The sequence below is a fragment of the Legionella stuttgartensis genome (assembly GCF_977063405.2).
Genome location: NZ_CDRUHA020000111.1, coordinates 107,839 through 132,894 on the forward strand (window position 1 = coordinate 107,839; position 25,056 = coordinate 132,894).

The following is a 25,056-nucleotide window of genomic DNA, read 5'->3' on the forward strand; positions in this document are numbered from 1 at the left end:
ACTATGTATTGTATTAAATTAGTCTGCCAATTATAATTGCACCACCAAAAAATAGGAGTGTTGACTATGCCGAATCAAGGCAAAATTATTAATGTAGTAAACTTTTGTCTCAAGCAAAAAGGCAATATTGACTTCACTCTGAATAAAAAAGGAATTTGCGCAGGACTCGCAGCTCTACATATCAAATATGCCTCAAAAAGCATTAAAGATAATTTAGAAAGTAAAACTGCTCAGTTTTTTCATTTACTCGACCAGCTAGCAAACTTACCCAGCACTTATCGCATCGGGGATAATCCCGCTCTTGATAGTTTCATTATCAAAGTTGAAAAAGCATTTCGTGCTGATGAATATAGTTATTATGAAATCTTGCAAAGTGACATTGAAAAAATATTAGATACTGAAAATAAACCATTAAAAAATGAATTTAATTTGGGACTTGTAACAAGCGAGGCAGCATGGAAAGAAATTTTCAAAAAAATTGTCCGCGATAATCGCTCCTATTCAGTTTTTAGTAATAACCATGCAATTTCCTTATCTGTCGAAAATGGTAAATTTATTGTTTACGACCCAAATTACACGAGAAGAACAAAAGAGTTTGAAACAATTGATGATTTAGTTAAAGAATTTAAAGATTGCTTTCAATATAAAGATGATTCTTTTGGTCTGGCAATTCGAGCATTTGCTCCTCCAGATGCTACTCCTGAGCACTATCCCTCTCAAGATGAATTACATCAAATTGCATTTACAAGTCAGGCTGATTCCAATTCAAGTTTCTTTGCAGCTATAGCAAGAGATACCAACACCCTCGAATACTTATTTAAGCAAAATAGAATAGCCTATGACAAATTAGCAAAAGAATATTTTCGTCCTGAGTTTAATAATCTTTTAATGCAACAACCTAAGTCACCCATTCTAAAGAAAGCTGTTTTACGAGGAATTCTTTGCACTCTTTACGTCGGAAACATTAAGGAAACAGAAAGCTTAATTGAGCATTACCGCAAAACATATACTACAGTTGAAGAACAAGAAGAATTAAAACATGAATTGCAGGCCCTACTGGACAGCTCAGCAAAACAACTAGTTCTGCTCATGAAAAGGGAAGCAAATTACACAGAAATATTAAAGTTATTCGATCAATTAAATCTCACCAAGGAGACTAAAAATCAAACAATTTGCAATCATTTGCAACTACTTACGTATGTTAAACAGGACGTGGCTGCTAGTACAATAGAACACTTTTTAAGCAAACTGTCTCCCGAACAAATAATAAAACAAATTCAATGCGCTGCGACTGCCAACCAACATCATGTTTTACATTTGTTATTTCAGCAGTTAACCAAGGCTCAAATTACCCCCAAATCATTTCCTTCAATTTTTAATAAAGAGCTTATTCAAGAGGTTAATGTAACCACTTTGAAAAAACTTTTTGAAAATGACTTCAGGGTCAATCTTCAAGACCCTGATTTACTTGCGGAATGCATGGAACGTAACGATAAATCTATTTTTGAAACTTATGTCCAAGCATGGCTTAAACAATCAAACTCTCCTCTTTGGGAACATATTGAGAAACGTGAATACGATTTAATTGATCTCAGAAAAAAGCTTGGTTCTCTAACGATACTCAATGTCCTTATTTTCTTACGCAAAAATGAGCATGTTAAAAAAGCATGGCAAGCTAATATTCCAGAAGAAATGATCAAAAGTGCACTCACAGTTGCCATATTGAATGGTAATAAAGAAATGAGCGTATTTCTCCAAGAAAAGCTGCAATCCAAAAAAAGCAGTCTTGATTCAGATACTTTAGAGTTTCTCTGCACAAAAGCATTAAAAGAAGAAGACTTATCTATTTTAGATATTCTTACTCAATTAAAATTTAACGTACTGTATAAAACTGAGGACCTTAATACAATTTTGTGGTTATGTTCTGACTATGAAGATTATTCAATCATCGAAAAATGTTTTGCAAATGCCAGCCCTAAAATAAAGCAACTTATTTTAGAATACAGTTTAAACAGGAATATTGAACCTGTAATATCAATCTGTGTTAAAGAAGCCCCTCAACTATTTAATGAATACCTCAACAGTTCTGCTTCAAATACTAGGAATCTTGCCAAACTCAATCGGGTAATGACCAAGATTCCCGCCCACACCCTTTCGTTAAACGCCAAACCAGAAGAACAAAAAAAACAAGTTAGAGCCTTATTCAAAAATAAGCTCCCATCGCTAGCAAAAAGATTATTTCACACAATAAAATGGGAAGAACAAGATCTGGATGAATTCCTTAATGAACTAATCCAAGACAAAAATGAACATGGGATTAAATTACTATTACAACTCGCGCCCACATTAAAGCAACGACCAAAACTGATCGCTCTGCTTGCCCAAAATAATATGTTAATACCTTTAGATTATTTGTTCGAAGAACCAACTAAAAAACCAACTGAAGCAGCATCTGAAGAAGCACCTGTTGTAGTTGATGAGGAATTAACCGAACAAATATTTATTTCCGCCTTAGCCAATAACAATCGAAGCTTGGTTGCCAGATTTTTAAGCCAAGGAAGAATAACTCCTAAAACCCCATTAAAAAAATCTATTGTAGAATTACTGAAACAAGCTATAGAAAAAGGTAATGATTCTGTTTTAATACCCTTTATTGAGTCTAATCTTGATTTCGGATTAGATTTTAAAGAATTATTTCTTTTTGGTTGTGCGAAAAAACAAGCAAAAATAGCCAATCTGCTACTTACCAAAGAATTGACTCTGAACACGATTGAAAGAAAATCTGCCATTCAACAATTATTTGGTGATCAATCTATCCCTACTTTGTTTGATACAGTTTATGAACAAGGTTACGGCAGACTTTATCAATTATTATTAAAAACAAACGTCCAAAACCCAAGGGAGTCGCTTCTGAATTCAATTAAAAGTCCAGAGCAAGATCCTTCAATTCAAAGCAGCCCACTTTATTTAAATCTCTTAAAAAGAGCCGTTAAAGAAAAAAATGAGAAGATATTTAAAACCTTGTTTACTCAAAGTGATCTTCCCATTACCCCCAATAAAAGTATTCTAGATGCGTTAAAAGATCCCATACTTTTTGCAAGTATCTTTCCTTTATTTGAAAGAAAATACAGTCTACAAAAATTATTAGCGGAGGCATTGCAACAAAAAGAATGGGGTGCATTAGCCAATCTTCTTGAAAATAGAAAATTGGACGACTTAGATAAGGACCTACAACAGCCTATACAAGATCATGGTGCGTACATCATCCAAGCTTATATGGAGAATCTAGAAGCTCATTATGATAAAACCGACGTACGACCTCAATTGTTTCAGCTTCTTAATGGTAACAATCCTCAAACTCTTACTCAACTAGCAGCTCCATACCGAGAAGTTATTCAAAAAACTTTAGAACGTGTTGAGTTTAGGATGTTAAAGGAACAACTTGATTTAAACAATCAAATTTATCGTTATACCTTTGACAGTTTACCATTGAAGCAAGCACTTGAAGAACTTGCTAAAATATTTACAAAATGTGAAAAGCTCATTAAAGAACAAAAAATTGATTTGGATGTAGCCATTGAAAATTTGGAAATAGTCAATCATCTGGCGCAGATAAAAATCATTATGGCTGGAAAAGACATCTCTCCTGATTACTTAAGTGAAAAACATTATGGGCTTTTGGAACAATTAGTCGAAAACCCTCGATTTAAAGAGACTTGTCAATTGGAATTTAAGCTTCATTGCTTACTCAGACAATTTCAAAAGCCCCTTTCGGAGCAAAGTGAGGAAGTTTCCAAAGAATTCCACACAACAATTAAATTACTTCGTGAATGTTTAACAAAAGCCAACTTACCAGAAAATTTTGTTTTGCCTGAAATTCAACGCTTTTTCCCCCCTAAAACCAATGCGGTTCTACAAGAATCAGAGAAGAAGGAAACAGAATTTTTAGACTCAAATCCTGTCCCACCAGGACCAGAAATGAAAGACAAAGCTTCGTTCCCATCAAGACCGGTGTCACAAGAACAAGAACAGATGGATACAGTATTATTGCCGTCAAATCCTGTTTCATTAGAACTAAAAAAGGAAAAGAATCCATCTTTACCTGCTAAAACAGTTAAGAAAAAATCAACTTTAGATACATCGAAATTGGATAAATTGAAGCAAAGCTGTACTAACGCAGTGGAGTTTTATCTAGGACATCGTGACCAAACTTTAAGTTATTTTTCTTATTTTCTGGATTATTATCGGGGTAAAATTCGCGCCAAGCATTATAATGATTTAATTAAATCAGCTCAAACAGAACAACAATTGTATATCCTGGAATATGCGATTTTAGTTAATGATGATACAACTCAATTTAAAAAAGATTTGCTGTTTAAACTTGAACTTCCAGATGAGCGAACAGCCAAGAAGACTCTCGAAGCCGTAATTCGAAAATCTTTTGCTAAGGACGAGTTACCCCATATAGATGCACTGATTGAGTCAATCAATGACAAAGCCAATGGAAATGATAATCAACCAACTGCACGCTTATTTAAAGAGGAATTGGAATATTTAACACACCTTGGTAAGCCTCGGCCTCAAGGTCCCATGAAGAATTATTCTTTCTTTAACCAGCAAAACCCATTTGTTGGATTCTGGCAATGGGTAATAAGCTGGCTTAGTGGTGACAATTCCTCTAATAATGAGCATAAATTATCCTCGGGAAAATAAACCATAATTGCGCTTTTAGCCTGGGTCAAATACAAAACAGCCCCGAATTAGCGCTACTTATACTCTCTTCTTAAAAAGCTGGGACTGGGCTCCGCCCTCACCCAAGCTTTTTTATTTTGGAAAATATTCTACATCGACAAATTATGCTAGGATGGAAACATCTTTACTATTTGTCAGAGCATGATGCACGACGCACTAAAAAAAATCTTTCAAATATATCCTCAAACAGAAGCTCCTTTCATGCATGAACAACTTTCAGAATGGAGCAGCACACGACCCTTGACTGGCCTACGAGTAGTTCATCATGTTCCAGTAGTAACCAATACTTTATTAAAAATAACATGTTTACTCGCAGCTGGAGCTGATGTCACCGTCACCAATCCTACGGAATTCTGCCATGCGCATCCGCAAGCAGTGTCCTCTTTAAAAGAAGCCAAAATCCGTTATGTAGAGGACCCACACTCACTTCTTGGAGAAAAATTTGATTTTTATTTTGATTGTGGGGCTCAGCTTTATCAATTTCTTGGAAAACCTAAAATGGGTGTCATCGAATTAACTGGTTCTGGTGATCAATTTTACCGACAACAATCACTCGATTTTCCTGTGGTTAGTGTGGATCGCACGCGGACAAAACAACTCGAAACAGTTTTTGGATGTGCTGAAAGCAGTCATATGGCTCTAGCTCAATTGACAGGAATCAATCCTACTGAAACCTCATGGATTATTTTTGGTTTTGGGAAAATTGGCCGTGGACTCGCCTATTTTTGCACCCAAAATAAAGTTCCTGTGGTTGTTGTTGATTCGAATGAAGAACAACGAAAATTAGCCAATAAGTTAGGTATCAAAGCACTTGTTCCTCAAGATTTCAATGAATTAGAGCGTGCATTGCTGGAAGCGAATGTGGTTGTGACCGCAACCGGAGGAAAAGCAGTGATGAGTGATTATCCTCACTCCTGGTTTAGCGGAAAAATTCTCGCAAACTTAGGAGTCTATGATGAGTTTGGTCCTCACTTCAGTGATGATGAGGTTTTAAATCATAAATTGCCAATCAATTTTGTACTCAATGATCCCACACCAATGAAATACATCGATCCTGAGTTCTACATACATAACCTAGCCGCATTAAGATTTCTCAACGAAAAACTACCTCCAGGGGTTCATGGAATATCAGCAACTTTGGACAATAATATTATTGAGCGCTGGTGTACTCACCACTCATTTCCCTTAGATAAAATAAATACCTGGATGTATTTATAGTCTGAGAAAAGCAAAGACGAACTTCATCTATTGCACTCGCAATAGATGTTCTCTTTTTTAAAATAATTTACACTTTCTCCATGATGCTATATATTTCGCCTTTTTTGTTGAAACAGAATTAATGAATTTATTGGCCTCAACACCTTCATACAACTCCAAAAGAACCACTATCTGGTTGGTCAGCGTATTTTTTCTATTGTTTCAATTTTTCTTGCAATTATCTTCAGGAATTATTATTGGCGCCATCATGCATGAGAAACAACTCACCGCATTCACAGCTGGTCTATTAAGTAGCGCTTTTTATTATGTTTATACCACAATGCAGATTCCCGTTGGTCTTCTTTTTGATCGATACAATACGCGAACATTATTATCAATAAATGCTCTGATCTGTGCCTTAGGTTGTCTTTTATTTTCTACAGGCTATAACTTATTTGTGCTATTTCTAGGTCGCCTGATAATCGGTGGTGGTTCAGCCTTTGCTTTTGTGGGTATGACCCGAGTCTTACGTCAACATTACCCTTTAAAGCAATATGCTTTTATGATTGGACTTACAGAAACATTAGGATTTACCATTACTGTATTTAGCATGATTGGAATGGGATCACAGATAACTCGTATTAGTTGGCACTATTTTCTTGCTGGTGCTGGTGGCATTGGTCTTTTAATCGCTTTTTTGTGCGCAAAATTCATTCCCAGTAATAAACCTACAATCAATCATCAATATAAAAAACATTTACTGCTCATGTTGAAAAACAAACTCGTATGGATAAATGGATTGTTTGTCGGCTTAGAATTTTCGGTTATTACTGTTTTTGCTGCAATGTGGGCTGTTCCTTTTCTCCAGCTAAAATTGGAGTGTTCTTTGGAAGCAGCAAGTATTCTCACATCGATGATCTTATTAGGGGCGGGTTTAAGTTGTCCCATTTATGGCTGGTTGTCTATTCACTTATCTACACGTAAACCGCTCATTCATATATCCTGTTTATCCACAGCTCTTTTATTTATTCTTGTTCTTTACTTACCGATCCAAAATATGATTCTTACAGGTATCTTATTATTTGCAATAGGACTTTGTTGTGGCGCATATATGCTTGCATTTACCATTGCGAATGAGTTGGCACCTCCAGAATCACTCTCTGCATGCACAGGCTTTACTAATACCCTGGCAATGGCTACAGCCCCTTTATTACAGCCACTGATTGGTTATTTGCTGGATTACTTCAAAGGCGGTACAAATCTCCATGCTCTAAACGATTATCAACTTATCCTGTTAATCATTCCGGCTGCATTAATTATTGCCAGTGCATTATCACAATTTCTGCCGGAAAAAGAGATATAAATATTCGCTTTTCTCTGTTTTCTTATTTTTAAGAAAACTCAATTGGGTAATTCTTGCTTCATTAATAAAACCTTAATAATTTATCTATAAAATAACAAATATTATCCAGTGTGTAGTTATTTTATATGGCGACTTCTAAAGCAGAAATTAGAAAACCTACTGACTCTCCCAAAAAAGAAATAAGCTATTTTGTCGTATTTGGCGATAGCCTTTCTGACGGTAAAAACATGGGTGAAAAGTTTTCTTTTCTGGGATCCTTAGTAAATGGCCTCTGGAAAAAAACATTAACATTAGATAAGTCCCCCAAAGAGCGTTTTACCAATGGTTATACTTGGGCAGATGTGCTACGAGCGACCCTCATTAGCAAGTTTATTAATGAGGACAAAATAAAGAAAGACACTGAACATCGCTTTGGAAAATATAACCTGAATAATGCAGATATCAGTGATGATATTCTTAATCAATCACCCTATCAGAGAAAGAGATACACTTCCGATGAGGTTCAGGCTGAATTAAATGAAGTGGAACGTAAAAAACATACAGAAGATAGGGAAGAAGCTCATCTATTCGCAGCAAAACGAGATAACACTCCAGAAATCACAGAAAAACCAAGGTTTGCACTTGATAATGCTGACTTAGCTGATGCCGCAATCACCCGTCGATACAAAAAAAATGGCCAACCTCCTCTGCAAGAAAAGCGAAGCTCAAAAGCGTCTCTTCGAGAGTCTTCTGATGATATTTCAGACAAATTAATATCGGACCCTCGTTATAGACAATATGTGCAAGAATATTATTCTCTCGATAATGGTCGAACTGCACAATATAATGGCCGAAATTTCTTTGCAAACTACAGCCAAGGCGGTGCAACGTCTTATAATTACAAATGGAGCTTTGATTTTCTTTCCTTTTTTTCCCCGCTTACAGCGATAAAACTTTTTTTCACCCGCTTACTTGTATCCAATTTATCGGAGCAGGTAAAACAATTCTTAGAAGATAATGAGAAACAGGAAATTACTGATGGGCAAAAAGAAAAAACCCTTATTACCGTATTTTCAGGGGCAAATGATTTAATTACGGCTAATTCGGATCTAACGGAAGAAGCAGCTGAACGTGCTGCTCAAAGTAATATTGAGAATATTGAGAAATTAATTAAACAAGGTTATACCAATTTTGTTTTATGTAATTTACCTGATTTATCATTAACTCCGCGTTTTCAGAAAAAAACACCTACTGAGCGTGAGCATGCGAGCAAAATATCGAAGCATTTTAATACGCAACTAAAAGAAAAGTATGAGGCGCTACAAAAAGAGCATCCTGAATGTTCCATAGATCTTTTTAATATTAATGAAGTCTTTGGTACTGTTTATGAGGATGTCCGTCAAAACGGTGAAAATTCAAAATACCATGAATATTTTGATCAAACGAAACTAACAGAGCCGTATATAGATTCACCAGAATATAAATTGAACCCCAATGGAACTTCTCCTGGGGCAAAGCACATGTTCTGGGATGATGTTCATCCCACTGCGACAATGCATGCTTTATTGATGTCCGAATATTACAAGAGTAAGGAAGGTTTGGGTAAATATAAACTCTCAGCACCTCGTGAACAAACCGCAGCCCAATTATGCAAACAATTTAACCAAAAATATCATGAAAAATTGGATCATGGCTGGTTTAGCTTCTTGAATTCCAATGCGAGACTTCGCATTGATTATAAAAACCCAGAAAAAGCGCTTATCACTATATTACGCTATGCCCTTGATGAGCAAAATGAAGACGCAGATTTCGTTCGAGAAGCCATGAGCGATTTAGGGTGGTGGGTAAATGATGAGCCCAACATGTGCATCCCAGCCCTATCGGATGCTATGTGGATTGTAGATCCTAAATATGCGCGTGAATTAGAAAAACAGTTAGATCCTCATCTGGCTAAACTTGATTCATCTGGAGTGATGCTCAGTGCAATGAAGACTCAAGAAGTGGAAGAGCAGTTAAACCCTCAGCTCGCTAAACGTGATTCTTCTGGAGTAAAACCCCGCGCATTACAGGCTCCTGAAGATGATAAAAAACCTCAACCGAGAAGACTACCCCCTGAACTGACTTTTACTCCAGACGTAAAAGAACGATTGAAAAAGCTGCAAGATCGATGGGATAAGGAGAAAGAGGTTGCTCAATCAAAACAAGAGTCTTTAACAATTCCCACTCTTTAAGAAATAACAACCTAACTGGAAGTGCTCACTAGGATACGTCATGCCAGATAGTGTACGTCATCCCGATTATACGTCTGTCCCGTAACGTAGTACGGGATCTCCAACAGCGGGTACAGATATAATACTTAAGCTCAGGAGATCCTTCGTCCTAAACTCCACTGGATAACGTGAGCAAAATGTAGCCCGGGTGGAGCTAAGCGAAACACGGGTTCCGGAAAATCTGCACCCGGCTACAAACTAAGAATATTTTAACCTGTTAACTTATCCTTATTCATATTGAGCTCGGTCGGTTGATTTTTTGAAAATAATTGTTGGGTAACATAACAAAAACCCTCACGACCGTCTTTAGAAAACCCTGCAACAGCATGTGATGATGGATCATTAGCCTTCAACGTATTGATCAATTTTAAACTCAATTTGGGTAAACCTATATTCAGCATACACAGATCATTATCTAAAGGTTTTATTGAAACAAATTGTGACATTTTTACTTTATTGCCAAGCGGATCAAGCCAACCTGCTACAGCGGCACTGGTTGCATCTTTTTCCTTAAGATTTGCAGAGTAAAATCCATTATCATCATTTAAACGACAGAACGTTGTACTGATCTCATGAGTGTCTTTTTGATCGTTGTTTAATACTAATTTTCCAAACCAGGCTTTATTCCCAGTAACAAACTGCTCTTTATCATCGATCCGTAAGTGTCCATTAAGCTGACTTGTCTGCAGCACTTGAAATCTTACTCCCGGACGCAACATCAAGGATTCATTCACATTATTCACTTGCTTTAACATATCTACTTTGAAATTAAAACCTTTTTTATCTCCTGCTTTAACCCCAAAGATCCAGCTGTCATTAATGGGATTGTAACTAATAAAGGAATAACCAACATGCCAATCAAGTGGCGTTGATTGTTCTATTTTTTCTTTATCTTCATAAAAAAATACCAGTTGATTTGTTTGTCCATCGATTAAAGCTGCTTTGGTATGAAACTCTGAACCCTGTCGCTGCATTTCAAAAAAATAGCCGTATTTATCCCCACTTTCATTTTTTACCATACCAGAAAAAGTCCAACTACCTGTTGTTGGATCGAGAGATTGTACAAGTTGCGGCACAGGTTCAATTTCAGTCGCAAATAATCCTGTACTTACATGGAACATGATTAAAAATAAAAAACAGCGAATCCAAGCAAACATAATCAGTAATAACCTTTTAACTGTTGATGTAACCACAATGCGTCCCAAAATGCATCATCCAATACAGCCTCTACGGGTAAATAATGCATGTTATCCGAGCTGAATGCTCGACACTTCACTGCATCTTTTTCCGTCATAATAATAAGTGCTTTCGAATAATTCAAATCATCTGGCTTAAACTGATAATGATCAGGATAAGAACAGGTATCGAATTCTATCCCTAATTGCAACAAAGTGGAATAAAAACGTTGGGGATTACCAATTGCAGCAATCGCTTCCCATTTTTCATTTAATTTCTGTGGTTCGATTTCTTCATCTGTACTCAATTTTTTAATTTTTCCAGGCCTTAATACCATTGGATATGCATTAGACCGCTTTTGAAATACTACCGTGGATTGTTTCGTCGATGAGGTATCCGAATCCTTATGCCACTTACCTTCATTCACCACAATAAAATCAACCTGTTCTAAGCGTGCAGCAGATTCTCTTAATGGGCCTGCTGGCAAACAAAGACCATTACCTAATCCTCGCGTACCATCAATAACAGCAATTTCAATAGCTCGTCCCATACGGTAATGTTGTAATCCATCATCACTAATAATGATTTGGCTTTGATGTTTTTCTAAAAGATAGCGAACAGCTTCTGTTCGTTTAGGTGCAATCACCACTGGGCATTGGGTTTTTTGTGCCAACAATAAAGGCTCATCACCAACTTTTAGAGCCGAATCATTAACATGCACTTCATAGGGAAAATGTTTCGTTGCTGCGCCATAACCACGACTAACGATCCCCACCCGCAATCCTTTCTGTTGTATTCTCTTGGTCAACTCAATAACTAAAGGAGTCTTACCCACTCCTCCAACCGATATATTACCAACAACAATCAGAGGAACGGGACAGCTTACTTGACTAAAACGCTCCAAAAAATAGCGCCTAGCTGAAACTACAGCGGAATACCCCCACGACAATGGACGTAACAGCCATTGGAGTGGGTGATTCTCTCCATACCATAATTTATCAAGGAAAGCATACATCAGGCTACAACATCCTCACGAATCACATCGATGTGCTGCATCCCTTGAAGTTGTGCATAATATCCTTGCAAATCAAGTAGCTCCTGATGATTACCTTGTTCTACAATACGTCCATGTTGCATTACTATAATTTTATCTGCATGTTTAATCGTCGATAATCGATGCGCAATGACGAGAGTAGTACGATTTTTCATCACTTCATCCAAAGCGATTTGAATGTAGCGCTCTGACTCACTATCCAAAGCAGATGTTGCTTCATCAAGAATCAAAATCGGTGCATCTTTTAAAATAGCACGCGCGATCGCTATCCTTTGTCGCTGACCACCAGAGAGTAAGACACCATTCTCGCCGATACGCGTATCATAACCTTCTGGAAAACGACTAATAAATTCGTCAGCGAAAGCCATTTTGGCAGCTTGAATAATTTCTTGACGGCTTACATCTGAACGACCATAAGCTATGTTATTTGCTAAAGTGTCATTAAATAATGTCACATTTTGACTCACTAAAGCCATTTGCTCACGCAAACTAGGCAAGCTTATTTGATTAATCGGTGTATTATCCAGAGTAATAACACCTTGAGTCACTTCGTAAAAACGAGGTAATAAACTGGCGATTGTTGTTTTACCGCTTCCAGAATGACCTACCAATGCAACCGTTTTACCTGCTTCAACAGTAAAACTTACATCATGTAATATTTGTTCTCCTTGTCTATAAGCATAAGATACATGCTTAAATTCAAGAGCCCCCTGTGCTCTTCGCGACAAAACTATACCTTGTTCTTGTTCAATAGGAAGATCCAGCATAGTGAATACACTTTCTGCACCTGCTAAACCTTTTTGTATTACAGCATTCAATGTGGTTAGAGTTTTCATCGGTTTAATTAACTGTATCATTGCAGCAATAATTGCTAAAAAAGAACCTGCGGAAATAATAACTACGGTAGAGAGTTGAATTGCAGCTGCAATGATTGCTGCGATACCTATCGCAATGACAATTTGCACCCCAGACACATTAAGTGCTTTACTTGCAGCGACTTTCATATCGTTTTGGCGTGAATGCTCTATGGCTTTACAAAATTTTCCAGACTCATAAGTAGCCCCTCCGAAGATACGCACTACTTTATAGCCCTCAATTGCTTCACTGGCAATTTCAGTAACCTCTCCCATGGTTTTTTGTACTTTATGACTTATTCGTCGCACACGTTTATTCGTGTAATTCACAATAATGCCTACAAAGGGAATAGTTAACAAAAACATGAGGGATAATTGCCAGCAAATGACCATCATGACAGTGAGAAAACCTATAATTAAACAAATATTTTGAACTATATCTGTTAAAGCATCTGCGCTAACCTGCGCTACTTGTTCCACGTCATAGAGAATTTTGGAAAGCATTTGTCCTGAAGTTGCTTCGTCATAGAAATCGGCAGGTAAATGAAGAATATGATTAAAAACTTTTTCTCTTAATACTTTAACTACTGAACGGGCAACCCAAGTCATACAGTAACTACCCAATGAACTAACAAGCCCTCTCAAAGTAATCCCTATTAAAACGATGTAAGGAATTTTCTTAATAAAATCCATATCGACATTAATAAAGCTTTTATCGAAAAAAGGCCGCATCATGTATGTAAAACCAGCGTCAATCAGGGAATACAAAATGTTGGCAAATATACCTAATGCCAGTATGGGCCAAAACGGTTTCACATAAGCTAGTAAACGTTTATATAAAATACTGGTTTTAACAGTAAGTTTCTTTTTCATAACTCAAGTAACTCAATCGAAACATGGGTTATTGTAACTGTTATTACAGGGAAGTGCTAATATTCCTTAAAATACAAAAATGTTACCTAAGTTAAGCGGTACCGAATCCCGATTATAAATGAGTTATTTCTATCCGAAATTCTACGAAGTTGGACTCGTGCTTCACAATTGAATGCAATGTAAATGTCATTCCAAGGTCATTTTGATACGTGTATAAGCACAATGGAAACCTATCTTTTGCACGTTACAATCAGAAACACTCCCCGGCTCGGTAGTAACCGTTGCCCAAGACACCCCTTGTTGTCTTGCACGATTCAATCGAGCGATAAGTAATTTCTTTTGTAAGCCTTTCTCTCGATAATCTGGCAAAGTGCTCGTCACCCCTAAATCACAAAAATCCCCATGAATAGCTATAGTAGCGCCAGCTACAATTACCTCTTTATCATAAACAGCATAAGCACTGACCCCTTTGGATTGAGCATAACGAGAAAATTGATCTGCAGCTTCAGGAGCATCAAAACCCAAAGCAACCTTTTGGGCCCATTCATTCAGTTCATGAGGTTCTATTTCTTTAATACTTAAAGGATCGGCAACACAGTCTAGAGGCTGATATATTTTTAAATCCAATATTGAGACATTGTTCAATTCACTGATGCAATAACCACGCTGGCTTAAAAATACAGTTAGTTCATTTCCCACAAAAGGACATAATTCAATATCTACACGAGTATGGTTTAATGCTTTATAAAAATGTTCTATACGCTCTATTTCAGCTCGAAAATGCATACGCTTTGTAGCAAATCCCCACCCTACTACTTGTGACAAATAAGAGTCTGTCCCTGAAAAACAAGCAGCACCCCCGTTAAGTTCCAATATTGTTCCTTCCGGGTACTGTTTGGTTACTTCTATATGGGTTTGCTTGATACAAGACTCCATTTGCCTTGCTAGATCTTTAGTAATAAATTTCATCTAAAAATTATCCTCAGCGCATCGTGGTAAAGACGAAGGAGTTCATATTTCACGTTATTACTGCTTCATTTTAAATCTTTCGCTAACTCATATACCAAACCAGGCCCTTGGTAAATCAGTCCTGTATACACCTGGATTAATGAAGCACCAGCATCCAATTTAGCCTGGGCACTGGCACAATTGTCGATGCCTCCTACTCCGATCAAACTAACATCATTACCCACATATTGTTTGAGCAAACGCAAACACTGAGTAGACAGCTCCCATAAAGGTTTACCACTTAGCCCCCCAGTTTCCTCTGCATCAGATAAATGGGTTACTCCTGTACGAGAACACGTAGTATTCGTGGCAATAATTCCTTCAATACCGTACTGTAAAATGACATCAGTCATCTGTTTTAATGTTTCTGAGTCCTCATCTGGGGATACTTTAACTACTAAAGGCACATGACGTTGAAATTTATCGGACAATTTAATTTGTTCAGCCTGAATTTGAGACAATAAATTGGCAAAATATTCTTTTTGCTGCAACTGCCGCAAATCGGGAGTATTCGGTGATGAAATATTGATAGTCACATAGGAGGCATACTCGTATACCTTACCCAAACAATGAATGTAGTCACTTGCAGCATCATCCAGCGAGGTATCTTTATTTTTGCCAATATTGATACCCAAGACTCCTTTATAACGTGCTTTTTTTACATGCCTCACCAGTGCATCAACACCCTGATTATTAAATCCCATACGATTAATAATCGCATGGGCCTCTGGCAAACGAAATAATCGTGGCTGAGGATTACCGATTTGTGGTCTTGGGGTTATCGTACCTACTTCAATAAAGGAAAAACCTAATTTAGCCAATGCGTCTAAATGCTCGCCGTTTTTATCCAATCCGGCCGCCAGACCAACCACATGTGGAAATTGTAGCCCCAGGACTTCAACAGGTTTATGCTTTATCTTTTTAAAACAAAACTTGGGTATATAATGTAAAGCAGACAAACTAAAAGTATGTGCACTTTCAGGATCCATACTAAAAAGTACAGGACGTAACATCGAATACATAAAAAAACCTTGTGGCCAGGGTGAAGCGAAGCGAAACCCGGGTTGGGTTAATTCTGAACTCCTGGGTTTCGCTTCGCTTCACCCAGGCTGCATTTCATCAAATATCACATTTTTGTGCCCAAACTCGCAGCATGGCGCTTTCAGACTTATGCAAATGATAATCAACTTCTCTAATTTCTACACCATAACCCTCTTTTTGCAGTTCCAATAATACAGGACCTAAAAACTCAGAAGTTTTTCCTTCCATATCGTTTAAGGGAAATATTCGTACTTCTTTAGCTACTCTCGCTAACTCACGAATTACATTTAAATGGAACTCAACAGTCTGATCTTCTAAATCTGCAAATAGGTAATTCGTACTTAATGCAAAATCAAAAGAGAAATCGGGGTATGGCAAATGATAATCTGCCGCACCATAATATCGTCCCTCAACCTTACCTTGCTCGTAATCAGCAAAAAATTTTTTCATTCCATTTCGTCGATGCTCGAGCAGCTGTTCTAAACTTCCGAAACGACTGAAGTCGAATTGGTCTTGGTGATTACGTACTTCATCTGCCATTTGTGCAAAAATCATAACCGCCTTGGAGGATAAGGTATCTTTATCCAAAACAAATAAGGGATCACAACTCACAGCTTGATGCGCTTCTTGAAATTGTTGAGCGTTTACTGCACTGGGACCACATCCATATTCCAATATCTTTGAATTCATATCCTCTTGAGACAAATCAAACATCTCACGATACTCATCAACAGTATGTCCCCAGAGTACTAATTTACGCATGAATGACTCTCCTAAATAGATAAAACTAAACGCTTAAACTTGGTTGTAACTACCTTAGAAAGCTCAGTAGTTTTTCCATTGGCCTAAGATTAGGCGATTTTTCAAATCAGGTAAAGGAGCATTTAAAAAACACTTCTTACTCTATAAACTGGATAATAAAATAAATAATTACTTAATCCCTACCCTTTAACTTAAATAAAGCCGTTCAATCATTTAAAAGCTCATTTCATCAAGGGTCAGTTGAATTGGTTTATCAAATCATATCTTTAACTTGTTTAATAGGAAAAAAGATCTGAGAAATTCTATTTGCATCTTCAACTTGATTGGGTATAGTCTAACACATTTATAAAAATCAACAGACTACTTACTCTGCATTAAGATACGCCAAATTTTTTGCGTTCGTTAAATCTTGTATAGTTAAGCAGTTACAACAACAGGAAGTCAGCTATGTACACAGGACCGAACTATCAACTCGGTGAAACTTATGACATGTTGCGCGACAGTGTCTACCAATTTGCTCGTGCTGAAATTGCTCCACTTGCTGCTCAAATTGACGAAAACAATACTTTTCCCAATCATTTATGGCGAAAATTAGGTGACATGGGATTATTAGGAATTACTGCCAGTGAAGAATATGGTGGTGCCAATATGGGATATCTTGCACATGTCATCGCAATGGAAGAAATTTCTAGGGCATCTGCCTCCATAGGCCTGAGTTACGGTGCCCACTCTAATTTATGCGTTAACCAAATCAATTTAAATGGTAATCATTCGCAAAAACAAAAATATCTGCCTAAACTTATTAGTGGAGAATATGTTGGTGCTCTGGCTATGAGTGAATCCAACTCAGGTTCCGATGTAGTCAGTATGCAATTACATGCTCGTCCAGCAGGCGATAGATATATTCTCAACGGCACCAAAATGTGGATCACCAATGGGCCTGACGCCGATGTTCTGGTTGTTTATGCCAAAACAGACAAGCAGGCTGCGAGCAAAGGAATCACTGCCTTTCTGATTGAAAAAGGAATGCCTGGATTTAAAACAGCTCAAAAACTCGACAAGCTAGGAATGCGCGGCTCAAATACCTGTGAATTGGTATTTGAACAATGTGAAGTCCCTGCGGAACAAGTTTTGGGTGAAGTGAATCAAGGTGTTAAAGTATTAATGAGTGGACTTGATTATGAGCGCACTATTTTGGCCGCAGGCCCAGTAGGGATCATGCAGGCCTGCATGGATGTTGTTTTACCTTATGTACATGAACGCAAACAATTTGAACAACCAATAGGTGAATTTCAATTCATCCAAGGAAAATTAGCAGATATGTACACCGACCTAGGCGCCTCAAGAGCATATTTATATGCAATTGCTCGTGCTTGTGATCAAGGTAATGTTAGTCGCAAAGATGCTGCAAGCGTGATTTTATATACGGCTGAAAAAGCAACGCAAATGGCATTACAAGCAATTCAAATCCTTGGTGGTAATGGATATATCAATGAGTATCCTACAGGACGTCTACTGCGTGATGCAAAATTGTATGAAATAGGGGCTGGTACTTCTGAAATCAGAAGAATGCTTATTGGACGAGAACTTTTTAAAGAAACAGCATAAGGAAGAATGAAAATGGAACAGAATGACATAGTAATCGTTGCAGCAAGAAGAACGCCTATGGGGGCCATGTTAGGCAATTTATCAGGTCTTTCAGCTCCAGAGTTGGGAGCAATTGCACATGTGGCAGCCCTATCTCAAGCAGGAATTAGCCCAGCTGAAATAGATGAAGTAATTAGTGGTTGTGTTTTACAAGCTGGAATTGGTCAAGCTCCCGCACGGCAAGCTGCAATTAAAGCTGGATTACCAAATTCCTCAGGAGCAACCACAATTAACAAAATGTGTGGCTCAGGAATGAAAGCAGTAATGCTCGCTCATGACTTAATCCGCGCAGGCACTGCAAATATTATTCTTGCAAGTGGTATGGAAAGTATGAGTAATGCGCCTTATCTCTTGAGTAAAGCACGTTCAGGATACAGATTAGGACATGGTGAATTAAAAGATCACATGTTCCTCGATGGATTAGAAGATGCCTATGATAGAGGAAAATTAATGGGTGTTTTTGCAGAAGCAACTGCCAGTCATTTTAATTTTAGCAGAGAGCAACAAGATGAATTTGCTACTCGCTCTATGAGTAAAGCGTTGCAGGCAATAGAAAGTGGTGCCTTTAAGGAAGAGATCGTTCCCGTAACTATTAATACTCGTAAGGGTGACATTACAGTATCTGTAGATGAAGGTCCTGATGCGACAAAAATGTCTAAGATACCTCAATTAAAACCTGCTTTTAAATCAGATGGAACCGTTACTGCAGCCAATTCAAGCTCCATTTCTGATGGTGCAGCAAGTCTAATTTTAATGAGTGCTGGACAAGCAGAAAAGCGCGGGATCAAACCCATTGCCCGCATCGTTGCGCATGCCAGCCATTCACAAGCACCTGAGTGGTTTACCACAGCTCCTGTAGATGCGATCCGCAAAGTGATGAATAAAGCGTCCTGGAAACAAAATGATGTAGATCTTTATGAAATAAATGAAGCATTTGCAGTGGTAACAATGGCAGCTATGACACAACTTGAATTAAACCCAGAACAAGTTAATATTCATGGCGGAGCTTGTGCCCTGGGCCACCCTATCGGTGCATCCGGCGCACGTATTTTAGTAACGCTAATCCACGCATTAAAGCATCAAGGAAAAAAACGTGGTGTCGCTTCATTATGTATTGGTGGTGGTGAAGCAACTGCAATGGCAATTGAATTAATTTAAAACGAAACATCCCCTATCTCTCTATGGGATGGGGGATCTTTAATAAAAAGGATGTTCATGCTACGACACAGTCTTATCTATCTGTTAATGAGTATTTTAGTAGTGCTATTCGCTAAATATGCTCACCTCATTATTGTCTATATTGATGTATTCTTTACTTATATTAATTTGAAATTAACCCCTATATTCAGCCAAACGGGCTGGGGACTGGTGATTCGCAAAATTCTCGTTCTTGTTCTATTGCCTCTAATAATTACCGCCATTCCTGCGCTTGCTTATAGGCTTATAAAAGGTGGGGATATGCCTCACTTTATTGCGATTACCTGGATTATTTGGACAATTATCGTTTTAAGCGATATTTTGGTACGATGAGGATAGGCATGGCAAAGTTAATCAGTCAAATCAATACAAGCAGTCAAGAATTCAAAGCAAATCAAGCGGCCATGCAAGCCTTAGTAGATGAGTTACACAATCGAATTCAACACATCGCTTTAGGCGGTGACGAAAAAGCACGAGCTCGCCATTTAAAACATGGTAAATTATTACCAAGAGAACGGTTACAACAACTACTTGATCCGGGAAGTCCTTTTCTTGAGCTTTCCCAGCTTGCAGCGTATCAAGTTTATGATGATGTGGTTCCCGCTGCAGGAATTATCACAGGAGTTGGCTGGGTTTCAGGCATTGAATGTGTCATTGTGGTCAATGATGCCACGGTAAAGGGCGGCACTTATTATCCATTAACAGTAAAAAAACACTTAAGAGCCCAAGAGATTGCTCTCGCAAATCATCTACCCTGCATTTACCTGGTTGATTCAGGAGGAGCTTACCTTCCCCATCAGGATGAAGTATTTCCTGATCGTGATCATTTTGGACGGATATTTTTCAATCAGGCACAAATGTCTGCGCAAAATATTCCCCAAATTGCAGTAGTAATGGGTTCTTGTACTGCGGGAGGTGCGTATGTCCCTGCTATGGCTGATGAATCGATTATGGTGAAAAATCAAGCTACGATTTTTCTGGGCGGACCACCTCTTGTCAAAGCAGCGACAGGCGAAGTTATCAGTGCTGAAGAGTTAGGTGGTGCAGAAGTCCATTGCAGGCACTCAGGCGTAGCAGATCACTATGCGGAACATGATGCTCATGCGCTTCATCTGGCACGCGTTGCTATTAGTCATTTAAACCGTAAAAAACCACAACAATTGAAGCGTATTGAAACGGTAGAACCACTTTATGACAGTAAGGAGCTTAACGGCATCATACCTACTGATCCTAGAAAACCTTTTGATATTCGTGAAATTATTGCTCGAATTATTGATGGTTCCGAGTTTGATGAATTTAAAGCGCTTTTTGGTACAACCTTAGTTTGCGGCTTCGCACATTTATATGGTTATCCTATAGGAATAATTGCGAATAACGGTATTTTATTTAGTGAAAGTGCATTGAAAGGAACTCACTTTATAGAGCTTTGTTGCCAACGTAACATTCCTTTACTCTTTCTACAAAACATTACTGGTTTTATGGTTGGCTCTAAATATGAAGCCTCGGGTATTGCAAAACATGGTGCCAAAATGGTGACTGCAGTGGCCAATGCCAATGTTCCAAAATTTACTGTAATCGTTGGCGGTAGCTTTGGAGCGGGCAATTATGCCATGTGTGGACGCGCTTATAATCCTAATTTTATGTGGTCTTGGCCTAACTCACGTATTTCAGTAATGGGTGGAGAACAAGCTGCTAATGTTTTAGCTCAAGTGAATCGCGACAAATTGGCAAAACTAGGGAGCGATTGGCCTCTAGCAGAGGAAGAGCGTTTTAAAGAAAAATTGCGTTCTCAATATGAGATGCAAGGAAATCCTTATTATGCCAGTGCCCGATTGTGGGATGATGGAGTCATTGCGCCACAAGATACACGCAAAGTATTAGGTTTAGGTTTATCAGCAGCATTAAATAATCCTATCGAGCCAACACGCTTTGGCGTATTTCGCATGTAAGGAGCATACTCGTGAGCGACTTGTTGTACGAAATTCATGAACGCTTATGTTTACTCACTCTAAATCGTGTGAGTAAACATAATGCTTTTGATAATCAACTTTTAAGTGAAATGCAACATCAACTTGATGCAGCAATTGTCAATTCTAACGTCCGAGTCATAGTCCTTAAAGCAAATGGAAAACATTTTTCTGCAGGCGCTGATTTAGGCTGGATGCAAAACATGGCACATTATAATGAAGAAGAAAATCTAAAAGACGCCATGGTACTTGGTAATCTAATGTACACTTTAAATCAAAGCCCTAAACCCACTTTAGCCATGGTCCATGGCTCAGCTTTTGGTGGTGGTGCGGGACTTGCTGCAGCATGTGACATTACTATTGCATCTCAATCAGCACGTTTTTGTTTTTCAGAAGTGAAATTGGGCCTTATACCCGCAGTGATTAGTCCTTATGTAGTTCAAGCCATTGGTGAGCGCAGCGCTAAAGCCTTGTTCATGAGCGCTGAAATTTTTGATGCAACTAAAGCCTTGTCCTTACAGTTAGTACAACATTGTGTTCCTGAGGAAAATTTGTTGGAATTCACGCTTAATTATGCAAAACAAATCAGCAATAATGCGCCTGAAGCAGTTAAAGCATCCAAACAGCTAGCAAGTTACGTATCAAATAAAAAAATAAATGAAGAACTTGTTTATTACACAGCTTCTTTAATTGCTCAAAAAAGAGTATCTACTGAGGGACAACAAGGGCTTAATGCTTTTTTAAAGAAAGAAACACCCAATTGGAGCTAGACATCTTGAGTCCTTGGTAGTTTAGTAGTGTAGCCTAGATGCAGCACCCAGGCTACAAAGCGTTCAAACTACGTTAGATAATGAATGAAAGCTTATGAAAGTTAAATTAATGAGGCACTAATGTTTAATAAAATTCTTATTGCCAACCGCGGTGAAATTGCGTGCAGAATCATCAAAACTGCACGTTCTATGGGCATCCACTCAGTGGCTATTTATTCCTCGGTTGATAAAGACAGTTTGCATGTACGCACTGCCGACAGTGCATATTTTGTGGGTGACGCGCCTGCTAAAGACAGCTATCTCAATATCGCAAATATTATTCATGTTGCCAAGGAATCTGGTGCACAAGCCATTCATCCTGGTTATGGATTTTTATCTGAAAATCCTGAGTTTGCTAAAGCATGTAAGGAAGCGGGTATTATTTTTATTGGCCCTTCTGTTGAGGCAATGGAAGCAATGGCATCCAAACAATTAGCCAAACAATTACTTGAACGAACTCAAGTCCCTTTAACCCCGGGCTATCATGGCAGCGAACAGGCTGAAGACAAATTGCTGGTTGAAGCAAAAAAAATAGGGTTTCCTGTCTTAATTAAAGCAGCAAATGGGGGTGGCGGTAAAGGAATGCGGGCTGTTCACCACGAATCAGAGTTCAGTGCTGCTTTAGCTGGAGCAAAACGAGAGTCCATGGCAAGTTTTGCCGATGACACCATGATTTTAGAAAAACTGGTACTTAATCCTCGACATGTTGAATTACAAATCATGGCCGACAATCATGGCAATGTAGTTCATATATTCGAGCGTGATTGCTCCATTCAACGTCGACACCAAAAAATTATTGAAGAAGCCCCTGCACCCAATTTGTCTGCATCATTACGTAAAAAACTTGCTGAGGCGGCTTGTGAAGTAGCGCGTTCTATTAAATACAGTGGCGCAGGTACGGTTGAATTTTTAGTAGATAGTTCAGAACAATTCTATTTTATGGAAATGAATACCCGCTTACAGGTAGAACATCCAGTAACTGAAATGATTACTGGGCTTGATTTGGTCGCCTGGCAATTAAAAATTGCTGCGAATGAACCCTTGCCTTTGTCACAAGATAAAATTCAAGCACAGGGTCATGCAATAGAATGCCGCATCTATGCCGAAGACCCTCATCACGATTTCATTCCCTCAATAGGACAAATCCACTTTTTACAAGAATCATCAGGCGATGGCATACGCATTGATACTGGAGTACAAATCTCCTCACAAATTACCATGTATTATGACCCAATGATCGCCAAGCTTATTGTGTGGGGAGCTGATCGTGATGAAGCATTATCCAGATTAGTACAGGCTCTATCTCAGTATTTTATTGGTGGAGTAAAAACGAACATTCCGTTTTTACAAGCTATTTGCCAACACCCCAAATTCAAACAGGCAGAACTTAGTACTGATTTTTTAACTAAAGAAGAAATAAAACTCCCAATACCCGACATAGAAACTGCCCTACTCATGGCTGTTAGCTTTGATTATTTGCACAATGTGAATTCGTTACAAGATCCCTTACTGCAAGAAGTCTTTTCTTGGCAATCTCAACTATCAAGTCATTGGATATGGCGCTATAAAGATAAGGGTGAGTTGATTGAAACTTTTATCACTCCAATCAATAAAAATCAGTTTAAAGTGCACTTCAAAACACAAGAGCATCTAATCCAGGCGCATTTAGTGGGCAATAAACTTCGTATTGAAACTGGAATTCAAAATATTCACGCTACAATTGAAAATAAAAAACAATCTCTAACCTTGTATACGAGTCAAGGGCAAATTACTATTGAACGGTTTAATTGGGAAACACTAGGGGCGCAAACTACTGCTCATAAAGGGCAGCTTACTGCACCCATGCCAGCTACTGTAGTCGCCATTTTAAAAAATATTGGTGAAAAAGTGAAAGCTGGTGAACGCTTGATTGTATTAGAAGCAATGAAAATGGAACATACTATTCATGCCCCCACTGATGGCATTTTACTGGATATATTCTATGCTGTAGGAGCTCAAGTGAATGAAGGAGAGGAATTACTGTCATTAAGTGAAGCAGATTCTTAAATTCGGTTTGATCATTAGTATCAAGCTGGCAGAAGCCAAAGTAACCCGGGTTCGCGTGTCATTACAGTTCCTCCGCCAGCACGTATGACCACCTTGGGAATATTAAAAGAGATAATTATGGACTATCCGCAAAATGTAACCATTATAGAAGTAGGCCCTCGAGATGGGTTGCAAAATGAATCTTCTTTTGTGTCGAGCAAACACAAAATTGAATTAATCAATTTGTTAAGTGAATCCGGCCTACAATATATCGAAGTGACCAGTTTTGTCTCTGCAAAGGCAATTCCACAGTTGGCGGACCACAATGAAGTATTCCGTGCTGTAAACAAAATTCCATCTCTGCACTATTCGGCGCTGGTTCCTAATGAACAGGGAATGCTCAAAGCACTAGAAGCAGGGGTTAAAGAAATTGCAGTATTTACCGCAGCAAGCGAACAATTTAATCAACGAAACATTAATTGTTCGATCGAAGAGAGTATTGCTCGTTTTAAACCCGTCCTCGCTTTAGCCAAGGAAAATCACATCAGAGTCCGAGGCTATATTTCCTGTGTTCTTGGTTGTCCTTATGAAGGAAGTGTAGCTCCCGAAAAAGTAGTTGAGGTAACTCAACGATTGTTAGACTTGGATGTGGATGAAATCTCATTCGGAGATACAATTGGTGTCGGAACGCCACATCAAACCCATCTCTTGCTCGAACAAGTGCTAAAACTAATACCACAGCACCAATTAGCAATGCATTTTCATGACACTTATGGGCAAGCTATAGCTAATATTTATACTTCTTTACAACATGGGGTCCACCGCTTTGATAGCTCCGTTGCTGGGCTAGGCGGTTGTCCTTATGCTCGCGGAGCAAGCGGCAATGTAGCCACGGAAGACGTTCTATACTTAATGCATGGTTTAGGAATTAACACTGGGGTGGATATATTTAAAATTGTTGCTGCTGGCGACATGATCTGTAAGATTTTAGGACGTAAAAATCAATCTAAGGTCGCAAATGCAATGTTAGCAAATCCCTGTACTTAATACATTATCCAAGTTACCACTCACTTCGCTCAGGC

The 25,056-nt window shown here is 38.3% G+C and carries 17 protein-coding genes; 11 read left to right on the top strand and 6 right to left on the bottom strand.

What is annotated here, in order from left to right:
• Nucleotides 1-66 precede the first annotated feature (66 nt).
• The 4 genes from ACWTEW_RS38000 (at nt 67) to ACWTEW_RS38015 (ending at nt 9,522) form a co-directional block, all read left to right on the top strand.
• Nucleotides 67-4,713, top strand: a complete 4,647-nt coding sequence (locus ACWTEW_RS38000; protein ID WP_454783163.1) for a hypothetical protein — start codon at nt 67-69, stop codon at nt 4,711-4,713.
• 183 nt (nt 4,714-4,896) lie between these two features.
• Nucleotides 4,897-5,970: an NAD-binding protein gene (locus ACWTEW_RS38005; protein ID WP_454783283.1), complete on the top strand. Its 1,074-nt coding sequence runs from the start codon at nt 4,897-4,899 to the stop codon at nt 5,968-5,970.
• A gap of 121 nt (nt 5,971-6,091) precedes the next feature.
• Complete coding sequence (locus ACWTEW_RS38010) at nt 6,092-7,312, top strand: MFS transporter (RefSeq protein ID WP_454783164.1); 1,221 nt, start codon at nt 6,092-6,094, stop codon at nt 7,310-7,312.
• Nucleotides 7,313-7,437: 125 nt separating this feature from the next.
• Entirely contained in the window at nt 7,438-9,522 is a 2,085-nt protein-coding gene (locus tag ACWTEW_RS38015; RefSeq protein WP_454783165.1) for an SGNH/GDSL hydrolase family protein, read from the top strand.
• Nucleotides 9,523-9,770: 248 nt separating this feature from the next.
• Here ACWTEW_RS38015 and ACWTEW_RS38020 read toward each other — a convergent pair whose 3' ends face one another.
• The 6 genes from ACWTEW_RS38020 to ACWTEW_RS38045 form a co-directional block, all read right to left on the bottom strand.
• Nucleotides 9,771-10,718, bottom strand: a complete 948-nt coding sequence (locus tag ACWTEW_RS38020; RefSeq protein WP_454783166.1) for a hypothetical protein — start codon at nt 10,716-10,718, stop codon at nt 9,771-9,773.
• 2 nt (nt 10,719-10,720) lie between these two features.
• Entirely contained in the window at nt 10,721-11,752 is a 1,032-nt protein-coding gene (gene lpxK / locus ACWTEW_RS38025) for a tetraacyldisaccharide 4'-kinase (RefSeq protein ID WP_454783167.1), read from the bottom strand.
• On the bottom strand, nt 11,752-13,518 hold the full coding sequence (msbA, locus tag ACWTEW_RS38030; RefSeq protein ID WP_454783168.1) for a lipid A export permease/ATP-binding protein MsbA: 1,767 nt from the start codon (nt 13,516-13,518) through the stop codon (nt 11,752-11,754). The genes lpxK and msbA overlap by 1 nt, the downstream gene beginning before the upstream one ends.
• 186 nt (nt 13,519-13,704) lie before the next feature.
• Nucleotides 13,705-14,487, bottom strand: coding sequence for a GNAT family N-acetyltransferase (locus ACWTEW_RS38035; protein WP_454783169.1), 783 nt, complete (start codon nt 14,485-14,487; stop codon nt 13,705-13,707).
• Nucleotides 14,488-14,552: 65 nt separating this feature from the next.
• A complete protein-coding gene (locus ACWTEW_RS38040) occupies nt 14,553-15,548 on the bottom strand; it encodes a quinone-dependent dihydroorotate dehydrogenase (RefSeq protein WP_454783170.1) in 996 nt (331 codons plus the stop codon).
• Nucleotides 15,549-15,645: 97 nt separating this feature from the next.
• Nucleotides 15,646-16,329, bottom strand: coding sequence for a hypothetical protein (locus ACWTEW_RS38045; protein ID WP_454783171.1), 684 nt, complete (start codon nt 16,327-16,329; stop codon nt 15,646-15,648).
• Between the two features lie 447 nt (nt 16,330-16,776).
• Between ACWTEW_RS38045 and ACWTEW_RS38050 the strand changes: the two genes are divergently transcribed.
• The 7 genes from ACWTEW_RS38050 to ACWTEW_RS38080 all read left to right on the top strand — a co-directional run bounded on the left by ACWTEW_RS38050 (nt 16,777) and on the right by ACWTEW_RS38080 (nt 25,021).
• The gene (locus ACWTEW_RS38050; protein ID WP_454783172.1) at nt 16,777-17,937 is read left to right on the top strand and encodes an isovaleryl-CoA dehydrogenase; all 1,161 of its coding nucleotides are present in this window, start codon (nt 16,777-16,779) and stop codon (nt 17,935-17,937) included.
• A 12-nt stretch (nt 17,938-17,949) separates the two neighbouring features.
• Nucleotides 17,950-19,134: an acetyl-CoA C-acyltransferase gene (locus ACWTEW_RS38055; RefSeq protein WP_454783173.1), complete on the top strand. Its 1,185-nt coding sequence runs from the start codon at nt 17,950-17,952 to the stop codon at nt 19,132-19,134.
• A 57-nt stretch (nt 19,135-19,191) separates the two neighbouring features.
• Nucleotides 19,192-19,506 (top strand): hypothetical protein, encoded by a 315-nt coding sequence (locus tag ACWTEW_RS38060; RefSeq protein ID WP_454783174.1) that lies wholly within the window; start codon nt 19,192-19,194, stop codon nt 19,504-19,506.
• 8 nt (nt 19,507-19,514) lie between these two features.
• Nucleotides 19,515-21,122 carry a carboxyl transferase domain-containing protein gene (locus ACWTEW_RS38065; protein ID WP_454783175.1) on the top strand — a complete coding sequence of 536 codons (1,608 nt, stop codon included), beginning with the start codon at nt 19,515-19,517 and terminating at the stop codon, nt 21,120-21,122.
• Between the two features lie 11 nt (nt 21,123-21,133).
• Nucleotides 21,134-21,910, top strand: a complete 777-nt coding sequence (locus tag ACWTEW_RS38070) for an enoyl-CoA hydratase-related protein (RefSeq protein WP_454783176.1) — start codon at nt 21,134-21,136, stop codon at nt 21,908-21,910.
• A gap of 120 nt (nt 21,911-22,030) precedes the next feature.
• The gene (locus tag ACWTEW_RS38075; RefSeq protein ID WP_454783177.1) at nt 22,031-23,995 is read left to right on the top strand and encodes an acetyl/propionyl/methylcrotonyl-CoA carboxylase subunit alpha; all 1,965 of its coding nucleotides are present in this window, start codon (nt 22,031-22,033) and stop codon (nt 23,993-23,995) included.
• A 117-nt stretch (nt 23,996-24,112) separates the two neighbouring features.
• Complete coding sequence (locus ACWTEW_RS38080; protein WP_454783178.1) at nt 24,113-25,021, top strand: hydroxymethylglutaryl-CoA lyase; 909 nt, start codon at nt 24,113-24,115, stop codon at nt 25,019-25,021.
• Nucleotides 25,022-25,056 lie beyond the last annotated feature (35 nt).

Excerpts from the sequence above, each read along its gene's own strand:
- ACWTEW_RS38035 (WP_454783169.1), bottom strand. The coding sequence starts at position 14,487 with ATGAAATTTATTACTAAAGATCTAGCAAGGCAAATGGAGTCTTGTATC.
- ACWTEW_RS38065 (WP_454783175.1), top strand. The coding sequence starts at position 19,515 with ATGGCAAAGTTAATCAGTCAAATCAATACAAGCAGTCAAGAATTCAAA.
- ACWTEW_RS38005 (WP_454783283.1), top strand. The coding sequence starts at position 4,897 with ATGCACGACGCACTAAAAAAAATCTTTCAAATATATCCTCAAACAGAA.
- ACWTEW_RS38055 (WP_454783173.1), top strand. The coding sequence starts at position 17,950 with ATGGAACAGAATGACATAGTAATCGTTGCAGCAAGAAGAACGCCTATG.
- msbA (WP_454783168.1), bottom strand. The coding sequence starts at position 13,518 with ATGAAAAAGAAACTTACTGTTAAAACCAGTATTTTATATAAACGTTTA.
- ACWTEW_RS38075 (WP_454783177.1), top strand. The coding sequence starts at position 22,031 with ATGTTTAATAAAATTCTTATTGCCAACCGCGGTGAAATTGCGTGCAGA.
- ACWTEW_RS38040 (WP_454783170.1), bottom strand. The coding sequence starts at position 15,548 with ATGTATTCGATGTTACGTCCTGTACTTTTTAGTATGGATCCTGAAAGT.
- ACWTEW_RS38010 (WP_454783164.1), top strand. The coding sequence starts at position 6,092 with ATGAATTTATTGGCCTCAACACCTTCATACAACTCCAAAAGAACCACT.
- ACWTEW_RS38050 (WP_454783172.1), top strand. The coding sequence starts at position 16,777 with ATGTACACAGGACCGAACTATCAACTCGGTGAAACTTATGACATGTTG.
- lpxK (WP_454783167.1), bottom strand. The coding sequence starts at position 11,752 with ATGTATGCTTTCCTTGATAAATTATGGTATGGAGAGAATCACCCACTC.
- ACWTEW_RS38060 (WP_454783174.1), top strand. The coding sequence starts at position 19,192 with ATGCTACGACACAGTCTTATCTATCTGTTAATGAGTATTTTAGTAGTG.
- ACWTEW_RS38020 (WP_454783166.1), bottom strand. The coding sequence starts at position 10,718 with ATGTTTGCTTGGATTCGCTGTTTTTTATTTTTAATCATGTTCCATGTA.
- ACWTEW_RS38000 (WP_454783163.1), top strand. The coding sequence starts at position 67 with ATGCCGAATCAAGGCAAAATTATTAATGTAGTAAACTTTTGTCTCAAG.
- ACWTEW_RS38080 (WP_454783178.1), top strand. The coding sequence starts at position 24,113 with ATGGACTATCCGCAAAATGTAACCATTATAGAAGTAGGCCCTCGAGAT.
- ACWTEW_RS38045 (WP_454783171.1), bottom strand. The coding sequence starts at position 16,329 with ATGCGTAAATTAGTACTCTGGGGACATACTGTTGATGAGTATCGTGAG.
- ACWTEW_RS38015 (WP_454783165.1), top strand. The coding sequence starts at position 7,438 with ATGGCGACTTCTAAAGCAGAAATTAGAAAACCTACTGACTCTCCCAAA.